The organism is Frigidibacter sp. (genome assembly GCF_030695035.1).
Classification (GTDB): domain Bacteria; phylum Pseudomonadota; class Alphaproteobacteria; order Rhodobacterales; family Rhodobacteraceae; genus Frigidibacter.
The window spans coordinates 1-16,463 of the sequence record NZ_JAUYTT010000021.1; the positions used below are offsets into that span (position 1 = coordinate 1).

At 64.3% G+C, this 16,463-nt stretch carries 16 protein-coding genes and 1 tRNA gene; 11 read left to right on the forward strand and 6 right to left on the reverse strand.

Features of this window, described 5'->3' with window-relative positions; all coding sequences use genetic code 11:
- Positions 1–1,367 precede the first annotated feature (1,367 nt).
- From Q8S30_RS18355 to Q8S30_RS18365, 3 genes are all read left to right on the forward strand, one after another.
- Positions 1,368–2,195, forward strand: coding sequence for a hypothetical protein (locus Q8S30_RS18355; RefSeq protein WP_305667470.1), 828 nt, complete (start codon positions 1,368–1,370; stop codon positions 2,193–2,195).
- Between the two features lie 375 nt (positions 2,196–2,570).
- Positions 2,571–3,296 carry a recombinase family protein gene (locus Q8S30_RS18360; protein WP_305667471.1) on the forward strand — a complete coding sequence of 242 codons (726 nt, stop codon included), beginning with the start codon at positions 2,571–2,573 and terminating at the stop codon, positions 3,294–3,296.
- Between the two features lie 833 nt (positions 3,297–4,129).
- The gene (locus tag Q8S30_RS18365) at positions 4,130–4,777 is read left to right on the forward strand and encodes a hypothetical protein (protein ID WP_305667472.1); all 648 of its coding nucleotides are present in this window, start codon (positions 4,130–4,132) and stop codon (positions 4,775–4,777) included.
- A 147-nt stretch (positions 4,778–4,924) separates the two neighbouring features.
- Here the strand turns inward: Q8S30_RS18365 and Q8S30_RS18370 are convergent, their stop codons facing one another.
- From Q8S30_RS18370 to Q8S30_RS18385, 4 genes are all read right to left on the reverse strand, one after another.
- Complete coding sequence (locus Q8S30_RS18370; protein ID WP_305667473.1) at positions 4,925–5,131, reverse strand: hypothetical protein; 207 nt, start codon at positions 5,129–5,131, stop codon at positions 4,925–4,927.
- 1 nt (position 5,132) lies between these two features.
- Positions 5,133–6,812: a DUF6538 domain-containing protein gene (locus Q8S30_RS18375; protein ID WP_305667474.1), complete on the reverse strand. Its 1,680-nt coding sequence runs from the start codon at positions 6,810–6,812 to the stop codon at positions 5,133–5,135.
- A gap of 86 nt (positions 6,813–6,898) precedes the next feature.
- A tRNA-Leu gene (locus Q8S30_RS18380) sits at positions 6,899–6,985 on the reverse strand.
- 116 nt (positions 6,986–7,101) lie between these two features.
- Positions 7,102–9,045, reverse strand: a complete 1,944-nt coding sequence (locus tag Q8S30_RS18385) for a methyl-accepting chemotaxis protein (RefSeq protein ID WP_305667475.1) — start codon at positions 9,043–9,045, stop codon at positions 7,102–7,104.
- Between the two features lie 367 nt (positions 9,046–9,412).
- Between Q8S30_RS18385 and Q8S30_RS18390 the strand changes: the two genes are divergently transcribed.
- Positions 9,413–10,423 carry a complex I NDUFA9 subunit family protein gene (locus tag Q8S30_RS18390; protein ID WP_305667476.1) on the forward strand — a complete coding sequence of 337 codons (1,011 nt, stop codon included), beginning with the start codon at positions 9,413–9,415 and terminating at the stop codon, positions 10,421–10,423.
- Between the two features lie 31 nt (positions 10,424–10,454).
- Positions 10,455–11,120: an HAD family phosphatase gene (locus Q8S30_RS18395; RefSeq protein ID WP_305667477.1), complete on the forward strand. Its 666-nt coding sequence runs from the start codon at positions 10,455–10,457 to the stop codon at positions 11,118–11,120.
- A 28-nt stretch (positions 11,121–11,148) separates the two neighbouring features.
- On the opposite strand, the gene Q8S30_RS18400 is transcribed toward Q8S30_RS18395, so the two are convergent.
- Positions 11,149–12,144, reverse strand: a complete 996-nt coding sequence (locus tag Q8S30_RS18400) for a D-glycerate dehydrogenase (RefSeq protein ID WP_305667478.1) — start codon at positions 12,142–12,144, stop codon at positions 11,149–11,151.
- A 184-nt stretch (positions 12,145–12,328) separates the two neighbouring features.
- Here Q8S30_RS18400 and Q8S30_RS18405 point away from each other — a divergent pair, with 184 nt between their 5' ends.
- Entirely contained in the window at positions 12,329–12,880 is a 552-nt protein-coding gene (locus tag Q8S30_RS18405; RefSeq protein ID WP_305667479.1) for an SH3 domain-containing protein, read from the forward strand.
- 29 nt (positions 12,881–12,909) lie between these two features.
- Here the strand turns inward: Q8S30_RS18405 and irr are convergent, their stop codons facing one another.
- Positions 12,910–13,371, reverse strand: coding sequence for a Fur family transcriptional regulator Irr (gene irr, locus Q8S30_RS18410; RefSeq protein ID WP_305667480.1), 462 nt, complete (start codon positions 13,369–13,371; stop codon positions 12,910–12,912).
- A 229-nt stretch (positions 13,372–13,600) separates the two neighbouring features.
- On the opposite strand from irr, the gene fabA reads away from it, so the two are divergent.
- The 5 genes from fabA (at position 13,601) to Q8S30_RS18435 (ending at position 16,443) form a co-directional block, all read left to right on the forward strand.
- Entirely contained in the window at positions 13,601–14,113 is a 513-nt protein-coding gene (gene fabA, locus Q8S30_RS18415) for a 3-hydroxyacyl-[acyl-carrier-protein] dehydratase FabA (protein ID WP_305667481.1), read from the forward strand.
- 117 nt (positions 14,114–14,230) lie between these two features.
- Positions 14,231–15,457 (forward strand): beta-ketoacyl-ACP synthase I, encoded by a 1,227-nt coding sequence (gene fabB, locus Q8S30_RS18420; RefSeq protein WP_305667482.1) that lies wholly within the window; start codon positions 14,231–14,233, stop codon positions 15,455–15,457.
- 10 nt (positions 15,458–15,467) lie between these two features.
- A complete protein-coding gene (locus Q8S30_RS18425; RefSeq protein ID WP_067992283.1) occupies positions 15,468–15,740 on the forward strand; it encodes a DUF3303 domain-containing protein in 273 nt (90 codons plus the stop codon).
- 54 nt (positions 15,741–15,794) lie between these two features.
- Complete coding sequence (locus tag Q8S30_RS18430) at positions 15,795–16,034, forward strand: type II toxin-antitoxin system VapB family antitoxin (RefSeq protein WP_305667483.1); 240 nt, start codon at positions 15,795–15,797, stop codon at positions 16,032–16,034.
- Between the two features lies 1 nt (position 16,035).
- On the forward strand, positions 16,036–16,443 hold the full coding sequence (locus Q8S30_RS18435) for a type II toxin-antitoxin system VapC family toxin (RefSeq protein ID WP_305667484.1): 408 nt from the start codon (positions 16,036–16,038) through the stop codon (positions 16,441–16,443).
- Positions 16,444–16,463 lie beyond the last annotated feature (20 nt).

Genomic DNA, 16,463 nt, shown 5'->3' on the forward strand with positions numbered 1-16,463 from the left:
CCCCCCCCCCCCCCCCCCCCGCGCATCACACATCTACATCTGCTATGCCGAGTAACGCGCGAAGGAAATGGCTGGTGCCTGGCAAATTCTTCGTTGTCCGTCTAGCTTCTTGTATCAGATAATCGGGTTGCGCTTACAGATCGAGGTTCTCATGATTTGTCGGCTGCTTCGCAAAAAAATTGCTCAAAAATCGCCAAGGTGAGCTATGTGGATTTGGTTGCGGCAAGCTTCCGCTAGCGCTGCTGGAAAGTACGGTTTTCCCTTTCTTGGCTCGATCTTCACGGGAGCGCTTTTCCTAGAATCGTGGGAGTATTTAAGATCGGCTCCTTGGCCGGTAATGGGATTAATTATCACGTTGAGTCTTTTATCGCTAGTTTTCCTGGTTTTCGTTCTCAACTCATGGGCCAAAGGCGCAACCCATCCAAATTACGAGCCAAGATACCTCGCTCGCTACAAATGGCCGATCTGGCGAACATCGTGGAGATTTTCCAATTTCTTAGGCGGCTCCTGTGGAAGTGGGAGACCGGTCCTGACTCATTGGTTCCAGGCCGAGGTCCGAGCGAATTGGGGGCGAGATATCTTTCCCACAGCCGCCTACATCCAGTCTCGCAATTCAGGTGAGCGACTGCCCATACTCGTCGATGTGCAGCGGAACGGACAAGTAGAAACTTACATTGAACTCGGGTCCTGCGAAAAAATGCCAAGCGGAAAATGGCTTCGCGTGATGGCAAAGATAGCACGAAGCGGCAATTCCGAAGATGCCCTTACCAGAGAAGCTCTGATATCGCGGTTCGATGGGTTTAATTTAGTCCTCGAATACAGAGGAGGTCAATTCATACGAAGGTTCTCGCGAAAGGAAATGCTGGCGGTCATCGATGGATTTTGGGATGCCTGCAACCCGCCCGCTGATGACTACGTGGGGCCCAGCCTAATCAAAAAAGCGTCTTAGGGACTGTATGCAGTTGACGGCGCTTCCTGTCGAAGAGTGACATGCGCGAACTGCGGCATTTAGGACCTGTGCCTGAAGGTCCGGCAGCTCCCGGCAGCACACCATGCCCTGAGATCACCACGACGTCCCCAAATTCCCCTGAGGCCGGCTCTCCGGTTCATGAGAAGGTGACGGCTCCGGGGGGCATGCAGGACTTAATGCTCGGCTCTCGCGCCTGCCGCTCCTTGAGTGCCTCGACGCGCCTCGGGTCAGCTGCCCGTGTTCCGTGCGGAGTATGGGGAGGGCGACGCAGTAGGTTCTGGCAGCCATGGTATGGAGACCGTTTCGAACAAACAATGGGGACGACGCGGGGTCAAGCACTTGGCTTTTGCGCATAGCCGTCGAAAAGATAAGGGAGAGGTCTGGAGTAGAGGGAAGAATGCTGACGTTTAGCGAACTCTATCTCCGGCCAACGGCACTCCAGGACGATTCTGTGCGGATGAGAGTGCAGCTCCTCGCCGCCTTCGAGGCGCACCCTTCAGATGCCGCCCGCCAAGAAACCGCTGAATTGCTCGCGCGAACCACGGGAGGGCAAGTACCCCCAGCCGACTACGGTTATAACTGGCAGCGATTCTTCGAACGTGGCGAGCTACGAGACATTCTCGATCTGGTCACCTTAACTGATGTCGCTTTAGGTAATTTGGGGCAGCATAGAGCGAAAGCTTCGTGGCGTAGTGACGTGCAGTTTATATTCGACCGCCAGAATATGCGATACCGTTTAGACGAAGAGGGTGTGGTTCGGCTGCGTGTCGATGAAGCGTTTGAAATAGGCCGGGGGGCCGCACTCAGCGGCCTCGATCATATCCGCTACGGGGCAGCCAGGGCTGCATTTGAAAGCGCTTATCAGGCACTTGCCGCAACCGCGCCTGATGGCAAGCAGGCTATCCGTAGCATTGTGGAAGCGGTTGAAATTGTCTTCAAGCTCAGCTTCAGCGCCGCCCGCCGCATCGGTGCTGAAGAAATAGGGACCCACCTATTGCCGTCGGTTCAGGCGCGATATGGTGCTGATCAACCAGCCCTGGAAGCAGCTACGCGCCTCGTCAATGAACTTAAGGAGTGGCTTGCTGCTGCGCAGTTCTATCGCCATGGGCAAGCCCAGGCGGAGCCGGCGCAACCGCCGCTTGAATTGACCGTGCTCTTACTAGGGGCGGGTACGTCGCACCTGCGGTGGTTGATTGAGCTTGACCAAGGTAAGCCTCAAGTTTGAAGTGCATCCAGGCTCTCGCCGACGCGCGACGCGATCAGCCAAGTGGCGCATGCGAGTGCGGCCATGAAAAGTCCGGGCCCCTATGCCGTCTGAGCCCGGAGGTCCCGGAGTCACAGACGCCCCCGCCCAGCTACGCCTAAGGCCTTGCAGCCGAACTACCCCCCAGGGTAGCCATGTGAGTGGCCTACCATGTGTGACCGCAGCGGCGTTTCCCCCCGTGCCGGCACCCCAGTCCAAATCGTGTTAGCACCTCCTCTCTAATGCCGCCCCCATCGCGCCGTGCCCCGTGCGCCACTGCTAACCTGATTGACCGACATCCTGTTATGATTTACATCCGTGTCAACGACCGTTGATTGGCTTGTAAAGGATCGGGCGATGGCTGATGGGGATTTCGTCGCTTACTATCGCGTCTCCACGTCGCGGCAGGGCGCTTCGGGCCTAGGGCTGGAGGCCCAGCGTGCGGCGGTTGAGGCCTATCTCAACGGTGGAGCTTGGCGTATCCTTGCAGAATTCACTGAGGTGGAGAGCGGCAGGAAGTCGCAGCGCCCCGAGCTTCATAAGGCCCTGCATAGAGCCCGGCTCCATCGCGTGCCGCTCATTGTCGCTAAGGTGGATCGTCTTGCCCGTTCCAAGGGGTTTCTAGAGCACATCCTTGAGAGTGGCGTGGATGTGCGGTTCTGCGATCTCCCGAAAATCGAAGGTGCCACTGGGCGCTTCATCCTCCAGCAGATGGCCGCCGTGGCAGAGTTGGAAGCCGGACTCATCTCGGCACGCACCAAAGCCGCTCTGGAGGCCGCCAAGCGGCGCGGGAAGAAGCTTGGAGGCAATCGCGGCGTTAAGCTCACGGATGCCGCCCAGGAGGCCGGGAGAGCGGCACAGAGCGCACGAGCCCAATCCCGGGGCCGAGACATAGCGCCGGTTGTAGCGGAGTTGCGCGAAGTCGGAGTTACGTCGCTAACGGGCATCGCCAAAGGCCTCACCGCTCGCGGCATACCGACCCCGCGCGGCGGCACGGTCTGGGCGGCAGTGCAGGTGTCGCGGGTTCTCGGCCACATTGGGCCCGCGAAAGGTCTCAGCGCGGACCCCGGCACGGGACTTTGAGTCATCGAAGGATTGTGGTCCCGGCCTTCCGCTCCTCAGCAACCGGCTCCTACCATCACCAGCACCTTCTCGCGGCTGAGCACCTGGAGGCCGGCACGGGCTTCTTTATCAAGTCCCGGCATCGTAAATGGCTCGCGGCACGGCTCCGGGCCCGCTTTAAGCAGGCAATAACCGCTCGACTGTTTCCGCTTCAATTCCCGCACCATATGAAAGGGACGTGCAGTGTAGGCTTTGAAACAGCGGTGTGAGGGCGGCTGAGCAAAGATAATTGTCTTTTCCTATGAGGAGGCACCCGCAGTATCAATCTAGACACCATATGGGAAGCGCGGTCCGCCCAGATCATCAAGCAATCAATTCTCTTATCCAATGATAGGTGCGCGAAGTCTCACGCAATTGTCGTCCCATATGAGAAGGTAGTCGGGGGCGCGTATAATTGTCTTACCATATGATAGGAACGCCCTGTCAGGCTTAGGTGCGACACTCCCCTTGGCCCCAGGTTAGCTTCCCGCAGCGACCCCACCCCTCCCGTGTCAGGCACTATCTGTCGCCTGCAACTCGGTTACTTCAAGCACGGGGTCTTTCAGCCGCACTTGCGCCTTTGCTTGCAATGACGGACCTGCGTGAGCCAAAGCAACCCTCCCGGCAGTTCACATCTGTAGTCCGGGGCAGGGATGAGGCGGCGCACCACCGACCACAGCCCTCAAGGCTCCACCCAACATCCCACCTTTGAGCCCACTCAAAGCACCCCACTGCCCAAAGCAGAGGGAGGGCGGAGCCATGACGCCACCGGGACGCTCCCGGCACCATCCCAAGCAAACCCCGAGGACCCCCGCATGACACACCCCAAGTATCTCACCCCAGCCGGCTACGAGGCCGTTGCCGCCTACATCAGGCAGGCCGCAGACCCCGAACATTACCCGGAGCCGGACGCGAAGCTATTGCTTGTTGCGCCAGCTCACGGGCCGATCACCCATGTCGAACTTGCTACTCGGGAGGGGCAGCTTCAGGTGGGCGTTTCGATTCACGGCCGCAATCTCCGCTACCTCGACCCCCTGGCCTTTTGCGCTATTACACTGGGCACGGCGTTCGGCATGGGCCTTAGCTGCAACGACACCGGGCAAGGACTGACTTATCCGAAGTTCCGGGTGGCCGAGCCCAAGAACCGCGCCATCCACGTGCTGCGCATCCTCACCGATGCCCAGCCTTGGGAGGTCGCCAAGCAGCACCCTGCTCAAGGCCCGCGCCCCGACTATCACAACCTTTCTCGCCGGGGTCTGTCTAAACACAGCGTGCGCGAGTTTTGGCGGGAAGATAAACCCTCCCGCGTGCCGAGAGTTGGACGCAAGGAGTTCTACGAAGCGGTCGAATGGTATTGGCTGCGCAACCACCTTAAGGCCGGTCTCCCGGTCTCGCTACCGGACCACCTCAGCCTAGTGAGGACGGCGCTGGAGATCGAAGACAAGCGGTTCGCCAGCTACTAGCTTCCTCGCGAGGAGGCGGACCGGGGAGGCGACGCTTGTGCGATGGCCGGTCCTCCCCCGGCCCCAAGTCCGACCCGAGGTCACCTTCGGGCGCAAGACCCCGGCATCTGCTCGTGCACGGGGGGGCTTGCTTCAGGTGCTCACGGGTTACCAGCCGGAGGAGAGGGCGGCACCGAATTCGGGCAAGCGGAACAGTGCGTACCCGACCGCCGAGAACCAAAGGAAGGTCTGCCATTTCGGCGTGGTGGGAGCGGTCGCGGTATGCCAGAGGGCGTTGGCCAGCAGGAGCACAGCACCGCCGAGCAGCGGGAGGGCGGCTAGGCTGACCACGAATGTAAAAGCGTTGTTGGGCATGTCACTCACTCCCCATCTCGGCATTGAGATCGACCCGAGGAAGCTTCGCCATCGCCATCGCCATCGCTGCCACCGTCACATCGCCATAGTCGTCGCCTGCCGTCCTCGGGGCGTGACCTTGGATGGCGTCCAGGATGCGGCTGTCTATGCCTACTGATCGGGCCGCCGTCTTGAAGCGGTGCCGCCAGCCATGGTTGGGCATCACTAGAGGGTCTTTGACAGTCTCTCGGGCGGCCTCGGCAAGACGGTTCTTGAGACCCCGCAGCGGCCCACGGACTTCGCCCTCCTTGCCAATCCGCAGGAAGAGATGCCCGGAGGCCGCGTCTTGCGCAAACTTGACGAAGCCCTCCTCCACGAGGTGCGGATGCAGGACAACGTCTCGCGCTTCGTCAGTCTTTACCGTGCCAGCCTCGGGGGTGATGTGGATGACCCAGTGCCCGGCCTCTTCGCGAAGGTCCTGCTTTCTGAGCTGCGCCAGCTCCCCGACCCGGGCACCCGTGTAGGCGCAGAGCCAAGGCACCCATCGCTTGGCCGCCACGGTCTTTGGTGTCTCCTCGGGATTCCTGTATGCGCGGGCAACCCTGAGGAGAGCACTCGCCTCGCTATCGGTGAACCCCTTGGATCGGAGCTTCTTCGCCTTCCCGAGCTTGATGGTAATGCCCGCCGCAGGGTTGATGGCCATCTTGCGGTTTGAGACGGCCCACCCGAAGACCGTCTTGAGGCCCGCTAGGTCGCTATCCTTCACAGTCTTCGCGGAAATAGGCTTACCAGTCCTTGGGTTAGGCGTGCTGAGGCGGTGGTCTTTGAAGTCGATGACCTTCTCCGGTGTCAGGCGGGCGGCATCGTCAAGCCCCAGAAACGCCACCAACGATGCCATCGTGTTGCGGTAGCTCTCATAGGTGCTGGGCTTCCGGCCTGTCGCTTTGGCCTCCTTCCACCAATCCTCCACGATGCCTTTGAGCGAGACCTTCGCAGCAGATGTTGCGTCGGCCTTGGGTTGGTTCGGGGGCTGCCACTCCGGGAACCGCTCGGCTTTGGGATCGGGGGAATAGTCCCCGGCCGCATTTCGCGCTCGGTTGCTGAAGGCGTCGCGCAAAGCCGCCGCGAAGGCCTCCAGGAGCATGATGCGTGACGGCGCGTCTACCGCTGCGATGCCACGAGCAAGCAACAGGCGGTCCACGATCGGGGCTAGAAGCGTCTCCAGTTCGGCTGACTCGGTGCTGGCATCAAGCCGCTCCACGGCTGCCCGAAAGCCAGCTTCCTGCTCCGCCGGCAGTGCGTAGTCCCGCACCCACCCAGATGGCGTGTGAACAATCGCAATGGTTCGCTCATGCGGACCCTCTGAGGCCCAAGCGCGGTAAAGTTCGCCGGCTAGAGCGGTGGCCTGCCGGTGGGTGAGGGCGAGCGGCTTAGTTGCTCGTAGACCACGCCAGACCTCCTCAAGGAACGCCGCCGCTGTGCCCTGCCGGACCTTCGCTTCGCTGGGGTCTCGGGTCCGCAGAGAGAAACGAATCGCCTGCGACTTGTATGAGATTGTGGTGTGGTGGAAGGCGTCCGGACCAAGCGGAATGGATAGCTTCAGGCCACCAGCGCGGAGCTGCACATCGGCAGGAATCCGTTGCGTAAATTGGAGCTGCGAAGAGTCTCGTCGCTTCACCGAACGGACCAGTCTGTAGAGCATTGTTGCACACCGTTGTAACACGGTCTCTTAAGCGCAACACCCTGATCTGGCATAAGTCTTTGAGGTTGGTAGTCCCCAAAGAAAAGTGGTGCCCAGGAGAGGACTCGAACCTCCACGCCCTTGCGAGCGCCAGCACCTGAAGCTGGTGCGTCTACCAATTCCGCCACCTGGGCAACGGCCGTTCGTTTACGGAGGCGCTGCGGGCCTGTCAACGCCTGCGGGACGATTTGTTGGCGATCGTTTGCATTTGACGCCGCGGCTCTCGGTGCCGCGGCGGAAAAGGCCCCCGTCAGGCGGCGCGGCGGGTGTTGCCGTGCTGCGGATAAGCGCGGACGGCGCTTGCGCCCTCCGGCCCGGTCTTGAAGGCGGCGACGAGGTCGTTGAGCTGGGCGATGCGGCCCGAGAGCGAGCCGGCCGAGGCCGCGCTCTGTTCCGACAGCGCGGCGTTCTGCTGGGTCATCTCGTCGAGATGCGCGACCGCCTGGCTCATCTCGTCGATGCCGCTGGCCTGCTCGCCGGACGCCGCGGAGATTTCCGCGATGGTCGACGCCACCTTCTTCGAGGCCGTGAGGATCTGCTCCAGCGCCTCGCCGGCCTGGCGCACCAGCTTCACGCCCTCGCCGACCTCGCTGTTGGAGGACGAGATCAGCGCCGAGATGTCCTTGGCGGCCGTGCTCGAGCGCTGGGCGAGCGTGCGGACCTCCGAGGCGACGACCGCAAAACCCTTGCCGGCGTCGCCGGCGCGGGCGGCTTCCACCGCCGCATTCAGGGCCAGCAGATTGGTCTGGAAGGCGATGTCGTCGATCACCCGGATGATGTCGGCGATCTTGGTCGACGCGCTCTCGATGCGCGACATCGCATCGACCGCCTGGCCGGCGATGGCGCCGCCATTCTGCGCGGCCTCCATCGCCTCGGTCGCGATCGCGGCCGCCTGGCGCGAGGCCTGCGCGGTCGCCTTCACCGAGGCTGCGAGTTCCTCCGTGGTGGCGGCCGTCTCCTCGAGGCTGGAAGCCTGGTCCTCGGTGCGCTTGGACAGGTCGTCGGCGCCCATGTTGATCTCGCGGGCGGCCAGCCCGACATCGGCCGAGGTCACCTGGATCGTCCGCACGGTCGAGGACAGCCGGTCGACGGTCTCGTTGATCGCGCTCTTCAGCTCCGCGAACTTGCCGCGATAGGCCGAATCCACCCGCACCGTCAGGTCGCCGCCGGCCACCGCCGAAAGCGCGGTGGCGAATTCCGTCGTGGCCGAATCGACCACCGCGTTGATCTCGTTGATCCCCGAGACGAGCCGCTGCATCTGCTCGTCGGCCTGGTCGATCTGCAGCCGCGCCGAGAAATCGCCCGCCGCAGCGGCCGCGACGACCTCACCGACATCGGAGACCACGGCCTCGATCGATTGCGCGCGGGCCAGACGCGCCGCCGCGGCGGCACGCTCCTGCTGCTCCAGAACGCGGACCTTGCCGAGGTCGTCGCGAAAGATCTGCAGCGAGGCCGCCATCTGGCCGATCTCGTCGCGCCGGTCGGCACCATCGACGGGGCTGTCGAGATCGCCGGCGGCGATGCGCCCCATCGTGCCGGTCAACCCCCGCAGTGGCAGAAGGATGCCGCGCCGTGCGACGAACAGGCTCAGAATCAGGCCGCCGAGAATGCCCAGGACCGCAACGACGATCTGGACGACCAGGAAGCGATCGACGGCCGAAAACGCGGTGTCGCGGGTCGCCTCGATCGTCTTGCCGGAATAGGTCGTGTAGGCCTTCACGGCATCGGTGACGGTCTTCTGCCCATCGAGGCAGGCCGCCAGTGCGGCTTCGACCGCGGAGCGGTCGGAGGTTGAGCTCCGCGAGGCTGCCACCATCGCGCGGATCTGCTGGAAGTAGCCGCCGAGCTTGCTGCGGACTTCGCCGATCAGGCGTTTCTCTTCGGCATCGGCGTTGCTCTCGAGCAGCGGCAGACGCGCCAGCATCTCGCTCATGCGGCGCTCGGATTCGGTTGCGAAGTCGGCGTGCTTTTCGGGCTGGCGCGCAAGCTGGTAAGTCATCCGGCTGATGGCGATGATGTCGATGCGCAGGTCCATCGCCTCACGCGCAACACCGCCGATCTGCTCGACATCGAGCATGGAGCGCTTGAGTTGCGTCAGGCCGGTCCAGCCGACGATGGCGATGACGACGGCCACCGCACTCATCAGGGCGACGACGCCGGTGAATTTCGTCACGATGGAGGCGTGCTTCAGCATGGGAGCGGCCTTGAGCTTTCTGGGCGGAATCGGAGAGGAAAGGCATTGGGAAGGCGGCAGAGGCAGGCATGGTATGGCTGGCGCTCTTGGAGCGCAGGCGCGGACTGGCCGTTTCCCGTTTCGTCGGCGGCGGAGCCAGGGCCCTCGCCCGGTCGGGCAGTTTCGCCCGCATGGCGACACCACTGCTCCCCGGTTTTCTTGTCCGAACGAATGGACAACCGGTATCGCATTCGCCTTAACGAAGCTTTGACGATGACCGGGCGCAGCGGGATGGCAACGGGTCGCAGCCAGGATCGGTAAAGCGCTTTCCAGAGCGGGGTGAAATGCTCTACGAGCGTTCCCATTCCAGCACGCGAGGCCCCCGACCATGGCGAACGATCTGCCCCTTCCGAGCCAGCAACTCGTCACGGTGTTCGGTGGCTCCGGCTTCGTGGGCCGCCATGTCGTGCGCGCCCTGGTCAAGCGCGGCTATCGCGTTCGCGTCGCGGTGCGCCGGCCCGATCTCGCGGGCTTCCTGCAGCCGCTCGGGACGGTCGGCCAGATCCATGCCGTCCAGGCCAACCTGCGTTATCCGGAGTCGGTTGCGGCCGCGGTCAAGGGGGCGGCTGCGGTCGTCAATCTCGTCGGCATCCTGCAGGAGGGCGGCCGCCAGAGTTTCTCCGGCGTTCAGGCCGGCGGCGCACGGGCCGTGGCCCAGGCCTGCGCTGCGGCCGGGATCACCCGGCTCGTCCAGGTCTCGGCGATCGGGGCCGCGCGCGACTCGGCCTCCCTCTATGCCCGCAGCAAGGCGGACGGGGAGGCTGCCGTCCAGGCCGCCGTCCCCGGTGCTATCGTGCTGCGGCCCTCGATCGTGTTTGGTCCGGAAGATGCGTTCTTCAACCGCTTCGCGTCGCTGGCGCGCATGCTGCCGATGCTGCCGCTGATCGGCGGGGGCGAGACGAAGTTCCAGCCCGTCTTCGTCGGCGATGTGGCTGAGGCGGTCGCGCGCGCCGTCGAGGGCGGCGTGCCGGAAGGGCGCATCTACGAACTCGGCGGCCCGGAGGTGAAGAGCTTCCGCGAGTTGCTGGCCTACATCTGCGAGGTCACCGACCGGAAGCGCCTGCTGGTGCCCTTGCCGTTCCCGTTGGCGCGGATTCAGGCGCGGCTGTTCGAGGCCGTCGACATGCTGACGATGGGGCTTCTGCCGGATGCGCTGAAGCTGACCCGCGATCAGGTGACGCTGCTGGAGAGCGACAATGTCGTGTCCGCCGAGGCCGTGGCGCAGGGCCGCAGCTTCGAGGCGCTCGGCATCGTGCCGGTCTCGGTCGAGGCGATCGTGCCGTCCTATCTCTGGCGCTTCCGCAAGACCGGCCAGTTCGAGACGGCGCGGAACGGCTGAGCCATGACGAGACCGGCCCTGGCGCGTCACGATGCCTGAACTCGTCATCTATGATTGCGACGGCACGCTGATCGACACCGAGACGCTCTATGGCGAAGTCAGCCTCGCCGCCTGCCACGCGCTCGGCCTCACCGATTGGAGCCTCGATCATTACGTCGACAGCATCGTCGGCATTCCCTGGTCCGATGGCGTCAAGATCATCGAGGCGGCGCATGGTCGGGCGCTGCCGCCGGATTTCGAGCAGAAGATCGAGGATGAGGTGGCGCTGCGCCTCGAGACCGAATTGCGGGCGCTGCCGGGCGTGCGCGAGGCGCTGGACGCCATCGGCGGCCGGCGCTGCGTCGCATCCTCGACCAGCCTCGAGCCGCTGCGGCGCAACCTCGCCATCACCGGGCTGATCGACCTGTTCGACCCGCATGTCTTTTCCGCCTCGCAGGTCGCGCGCGGCAAGCCTCACCCGGATGTCTTCCTCCACGCGGCATCCCAGATGGGCGCGGCACCGCAGGATTGTCTGGTCATCGAGGATTCGGTGCCGGGGGTCCGCGCGGCTCGTGCGGCGGGCATGCGCGTCGTCGGCTTCACCGGTGTCTCGCATGACCGGCCGCGCAGTGCAGCCCGCCTGGCGGAGGCCGGGGCGCTCGCGGTCATCGAGGATTTCGGCCAGTGGCCGGCGCTGGTGTCGCGGCTGCGGGCCTGAGGTCCCGCACCCCGTCGATCTGCCGGTCTCAGAGCATGCTCGGCAGCACGCGGTCGGGCGGCTTGTGGCCGTCCATGAAGGTCTTGATGTTGACGATGACCTTCTCGCCCATCTCGGCGCGGCCCTCATGGGTGGCCGAGCCCATATGCGGCAGCACGACGACGCGATGCTGGCGGGCGAGCTTGAGCAGGCGCGGATTGACCGCCGGTTCGCTTTCGTAGACGTCGAGCCCGGCGCCGGCCAGTTCGCCAGCCTCCAGCATCCGCGAGAGGGCGCTTTCGTCGACGATCTCGCCGCGCGCCGTGTTCACCAGGATCGCGTCCGGCTTCAGCAGCTTGAGCCGGCGCGCCGAGAGCAGATGGTAGGTCGCCGGGGTGTGCGGGCAGTTGACCGAGACGATGTCCATGCGCGCCAGCATCTGGTCAAGCGAATCCCAATAGGTCGCGTCGAGCTTTTCCTCGATGCGGGCATCGAGCCGGCGCCGATTGTGGTAATGGATCGAGAGGCCGAAAGCCGCCGCACGGCGGGCGACGGCCTGGCCGATGCGGCCCATGCCGACGATGCCGAGCCGCTTGCCGGTGATGCGCCGTCCCAGCATCCAGGTCGGCGACCAGCCGGCCCATTCATCGTCGGGAATGATGCGCGCGCCCTCGGCGATGCGGCGCGCGACCGCCAGGATCAGGGCGATGGTCATGTCGGCGGTGTCGTCGGTCAGCACGCCGGGCGTGTTCGTCACGGTGATCCCGCGCTGCACCGCGCTGGCCACGTCGATATTGTCGACGCCGTTGCCGAAATTGGCGATCAGGCGCAATTGGTCTCCGGCCTGCGCGATCAGCCCGGCATCGATCCGGTCCGTCACCGTCGGCACCAGGACATCGGCGGTCTTGAGGGCCTCGACCAGGGCGGCCGGGCTCATCGGGGTGTCGTCGATGTTGAGGCGCGCATCGAACAATTCGCGCATGCGCGTTTCCACCACGGCGGGAAGCTTGCGCGTGACGACGACGAGCGGCTTCTTTTTCGGCATGAACGCCTCCTCCTCCGCTGACCGATGCCGCCGCCGCCTTTTGGCCTCAACCCGCCATTAACCGCAGGGCTTCAGGAATGGGCGGCAACGTCGCTCGGCCTCGTCCGTTCTCTAAGTGGCGTGGGGGCGGATGACAACATGACCCTTCGCCGGGGGTACCCCGGATCTTTGCGGCAGTTGCAGAATGGAGATCGAGCGGATGGCGGGTGTGACGAGACGGGGCGTATGGGCCGGACTGGCGCTGGTTGCCGCGTTGGCGACGGGTTCGGTCGCTCAGGCCCAGGACCTCCAGGCCGGGCCCGTCACCGGTCTGCCGGTGCCGCGCTATGTCAGCCTGAAGACCGATCGCGTCAATCTGCGCGAGGGCCCGTCGAAGGAGCACCGCACGCGCTGGGTCTATCAGCGCGCCGGCCTGCCGGTCGAGATCGTCGCGGAGTTCGAGACCTGGCGGCGCGTGCGGGATGCCGACGGCTCGGAAGGCTGGGTCCTGCACAGCCTGCTGTCGGGCCGGCGCACCGCGCTGGTGGCGCCATGGTCGAAGGCCAAGGGTGAGAGCTTTGCGTTGCGCAAGGACGCCGATGAGGGCTCGGCCGTGGTGGCGCGGCTCGAATCGGGCGTCATCGCCAATGTCGCCTCCTGCGCCGGAGCCTGGTGCCGGATCAGCGTCGGCGATACCCAGGGCTATCTCCGCCAGGACCGCCTCTGGGGCGTCTATCCCAACGAGAAGGTCGACTGAGGCCTCGTCAGTCGACCTGGCCCGGCGGCTCAGTCGATCTTGCGCAGGCGCACCACGACATCGACGCGGGCGATCTCGTAGCCGGCGGGCGGCTCCGGAAGGGCCGCGACATCGACCGCCTCGGCGGGGATGTCGATCACCGTGTTCTCGCCATCGACGACGAAGTGATGGTGTTCGCTGCTGTCGGTGTCGAAGAAGGTCTTGGCACCGTCGATCGCCAGCTCGCGCAGCAGCCCTGCCTGGGTGAACTGGTGCAGCGTGTTGTAGATCGTCGCCAGCGAAACCGGGATCTTCTCCTTCATCGCCTCTTCGTAGAGCATCTCGGCGCTGATGTGCCGGTCGCCCCGGGCGAACAAGACCCAGCCGAGGGAGACCCGCTGGCGCGTCGGCCGAAGCCCCACGCGCCGCAGCCGCTGCCGGATGTCATGGAACGGGCAGCCCTTGCGCGCGGTCGATCCATAGCCCTCTTCGTGGGAAGTGAGATCGCTCATCGCCGCCGGCAAAGCCTCTTTTGGTGCGGTGCCATTCGTCTGCGCCACCGCGCTTCATTTAGAATGGATGTAAGGCCTCTCAGGCAGGCTCGCAAGCGTGGCGCGGCCGCAGCCACGGCCGATGCGGGGAATCGGGCTTGCCCTGCGCCCTTTCGTTCCCCCGCGGCGGCGTGTTAGGCACGGCGGGAAGAACGCCGCCGGCCGGCGAGCGGAATGGAGCGAAATCGGTATGCAGCGCCAATCGTCTTTCAGCTACGAGGAGATCCTCGCCTGTGGCCGCGGGGAGCTGTTTGGGCCGGGCAATGCGCAACTGCCGCTGCCGCCGATGCTGATGTTCGACCGCATCACCGAGATCGCTGAGGACGGCGGCCCCAACGGCAAGGGCTTCGTGCGCGCCGAATTCGACATCAAGCCGGATCTCTGGTTCTTCGACTGCCACTTCAAGGGCGATCCGGTGATGCCGGGCTGTCTGGGCCTCGATGCGCTCTGGCAGTTGACGGGCTTCTTCCTGGGCTGGCTCGGCCTGCCCGGCCGCGGCCGGGCACTGGGTGTCGGCGAGGTCAAGTTCGCCGATCAGGTGCTGCCATCGGTCAAGCAGGTCGTCTACGGCGTCGAGTTCAAGCGCGTCTTCAAGTCCAAGCTGGTTCTCGGCATCGCCGATGGCTGGCTGGAGGCCGACGGCAAGCGCATCTACACGGTCAGCGACATGCGCGTCGGCCTGTTCAAGCCTGAAACGGCCTGAGGAAAAGCGCGCGGCGACCTTGCGCGCGCCATCCGCGCGGTCCATCTGCGCGGTATCGACAAAAGCGCGCCGGATGCGGAGCATCCGGAACAGCGCGGTGGAGCCGGAGAAGCGAGCATGAGACGCGTTGTGGTCACCGGGATGGGCATCGTCTCATCCATCGGCAACAACACGCAGGAGGTTCTGTCCTCGCTGCATGAGGCGAAATCCGGCATCTCCTTCATGCCCGATTTCGCGGAGCATGGTTTCCGCAGCCGCGTCGCCGGCGTTCCGACGCTCGATCCCTCGACCGTGCTCGACCGTCGCGCCATGCGTTTCCATGGCGGCGGCTCCGCCTGGAACCAGGTCGCGATGGAACAGGCGATCGCGGATGCCGGTCTTGAACAGGGCGAGATCAGCCATGAGCGCACCGGCATCGTCATGGGCTCGGGCGGGCCCTCGACCCGCGCCCTGATCGACGCCTACGACAAGGCCCGCGAGAGCGGCTCGTCCAAGAAGGTCGGCCCCTTCGCGGTGCCCAAGGGCATGTCCTCGACCGCCTCGGCGACGCTCGCCACCTGGTTCAAGATCAAGGGCGTGAACTATTCGATCTCCTCGGCCTGCGCGACCTCCAATCACTGCATCGGCAATGCCTATGAGCTGATCCAGTGGGGCAAGCAGGACGTCATCTTCGCCGGCGGCTGCGAGGAGCTGGACTGGACCCTGTCGGTCCTGTTCGACGCCATGGGCGCGATGTCGACCGACTACAACGACACTCCGGCGCGGGCTTCGCGCGCCTATGACGTCAACCGCGACGGCTTCGTCATCGCCGGCGGCGCTGGCGTCGTCGTGCTCGAGGAACTCGAGCACGCCAAGGCGCGCGGCGCGAAAATCTATGGTGAGATCGTCGGCTACGGCGCGACCTCGGACGGCTACGACATGGTCGCCCCCTCGGGCGAGGGCGCCGTGCGCTGCATGAGGATGGCGCTGCAGGGCGTCAACGCGAAGGTCGACTACATCAACCCGCACGGCACCTCGACCCCGGTCGGCGACGCCAAGGAGATCGAGGCGATCCGCGAGGTCTTTGGCGCCGGCGAGAAGAGCCCGCCGATCTCCGCGACCAAGTCGCTGACCGGCCATTCGCTCGGTGCCACCGGCGTGCAGGAGGCGATCTATTCGCTGCTGATGCTCAACAACGACTTCATCTGCGAGAGCGCCCATATCGACGAACTCGACCCGGCCTTCGCCGACATGCCGATCGTGCGCAAGCGCATCGACAATGCGGGCCTCGGCTGCGTTCTCTCGAACTCCTTCGGCTTCGGCGGCACTAACGCCACCATCGTGATGAAGAAGCTCGAAGCCTGAGGGGTGGCCGATGCTGTTCATGGTGATCGAGCATTTCGACCAGGCGCGGGTGAAGGAGATCTATGCCCGCTTCCACGAGAAGGGCCGGATGATCCCGGACGGCCTGACTTATGTCGACAGCTGGATCTCGGCCGACTTCGCGCGATGTTTCCAGGTGATGCAGTGCGACGACGTCACCAAGCTGCAGGAATGGGTGCTGGCCTGGGGCGATCTCGCCCGCTTCGAGATCGTGCCGCTGGCCTCCTCGAAGGACACAGCGGCGGCGGTGAAGAAGCACTTGTAGCGTGACGGGTGGCGTCTAGACGGATATATCGTTCGTCTAGACGGAGAAACCGAGATGGCTTTTCATATTCGTGATCCGGAGGCTGATCGTGCCGTGCGGGAACTCGCGGCGCGTAAAGGCGTCAGCCTGACCGACGCGGTGAAACAGGCCGTTCAGAACGAGCTTCTCCAAATGGACCAGAACGTGCCGTTTCTGGAGCGCATACGGGATTTGCAGCAGCGCGTCGCGGCCTATCCCAAAACCGGGTTGAAGGCCGACAAGGCATTCTACGACGAGCTTTCGGGCGACATTTAGCATGTATGTCGATGCCTCGGTCATTGTCGCCGTGCTTCTCGAAGAGGCTGGCTTCGAACAATTCGGTAAGCCGCTGACAGGCCCTGATCGGCGCTTCACCTCGCCGCTGGCGATCTATGAGGCGACCGTCGCCCTGGTTCGGGTGCGCGGTGTCGCGGTCGATCTAGCCAAGGCGACGGTGCTGGAGTTTCTGGCGCGAGGCGCGATCAGCGTCGCGCCTCATGAAGCCGCGCACGCTGATGGCGCACTGGCGGCATTCGACCGTTTCGGCAAAGGCCGGCACCCGGCGGCCCTGAACATGGGCGATTGCTTCGCCTATGCGGCTGCGCAACTCGCCGGAGCATCGATCCTCTTCAAAGGCAACGACTTCAGCCAGACCGACCTGCCTTCCGCCCTCACCGCCTCCTGACCAAACAACCGAACGGTCCC

Coding starts and splice junctions, on each gene's coding strand:
- Q8S30_RS18355 (WP_305667470.1), top strand. CDS start 1,368: ATGCTGACGTTTAGCGAACTCTATCTCCGGCCAACGGCACTCCAGGAC.
- Q8S30_RS18360 (WP_305667471.1), top strand. CDS start 2,571: ATGGCTGATGGGGATTTCGTCGCTTACTATCGCGTCTCCACGTCGCGG.
- Q8S30_RS18365 (WP_305667472.1), top strand. CDS start 4,130: ATGACACACCCCAAGTATCTCACCCCAGCCGGCTACGAGGCCGTTGCC.
- Q8S30_RS18370 (WP_305667473.1), bottom strand. CDS start 5,131: ATGCCCAACAACGCTTTTACATTCGTGGTCAGCCTAGCCGCCCTCCCG.
- Q8S30_RS18375 (WP_305667474.1), bottom strand. CDS start 6,812: ATGCTCTACAGACTGGTCCGTTCGGTGAAGCGACGAGACTCTTCGCAG.
- Q8S30_RS18385 (WP_305667475.1), bottom strand. CDS start 9,045: ATGCTGAAGCACGCCTCCATCGTGACGAAATTCACCGGCGTCGTCGCC.
- Q8S30_RS18390 (WP_305667476.1), top strand. CDS start 9,413: ATGGCGAACGATCTGCCCCTTCCGAGCCAGCAACTCGTCACGGTGTTC.
- Q8S30_RS18395 (WP_305667477.1), top strand. CDS start 10,455: ATGCCTGAACTCGTCATCTATGATTGCGACGGCACGCTGATCGACACC.
- Q8S30_RS18400 (WP_305667478.1), bottom strand. CDS start 12,144: ATGCCGAAAAAGAAGCCGCTCGTCGTCGTCACGCGCAAGCTTCCCGCC.
- Q8S30_RS18405 (WP_305667479.1), top strand. CDS start 12,329: ATGGAGATCGAGCGGATGGCGGGTGTGACGAGACGGGGCGTATGGGCC.
- irr (WP_305667480.1), bottom strand. CDS start 13,371: ATGAGCGATCTCACTTCCCACGAAGAGGGCTATGGATCGACCGCGCGC.
- fabA (WP_305667481.1), top strand. CDS start 13,601: ATGCAGCGCCAATCGTCTTTCAGCTACGAGGAGATCCTCGCCTGTGGC.
- fabB (WP_305667482.1), top strand. CDS start 14,231: ATGAGACGCGTTGTGGTCACCGGGATGGGCATCGTCTCATCCATCGGC.
- Q8S30_RS18425 (WP_067992283.1), top strand. CDS start 15,468: ATGCTGTTCATGGTGATCGAGCATTTCGACCAGGCGCGGGTGAAGGAG.
- Q8S30_RS18430 (WP_305667483.1), top strand. CDS start 15,795: ATGGCTTTTCATATTCGTGATCCGGAGGCTGATCGTGCCGTGCGGGAA.
- Q8S30_RS18435 (WP_305667484.1), top strand. CDS start 16,036: ATGTATGTCGATGCCTCGGTCATTGTCGCCGTGCTTCTCGAAGAGGCT.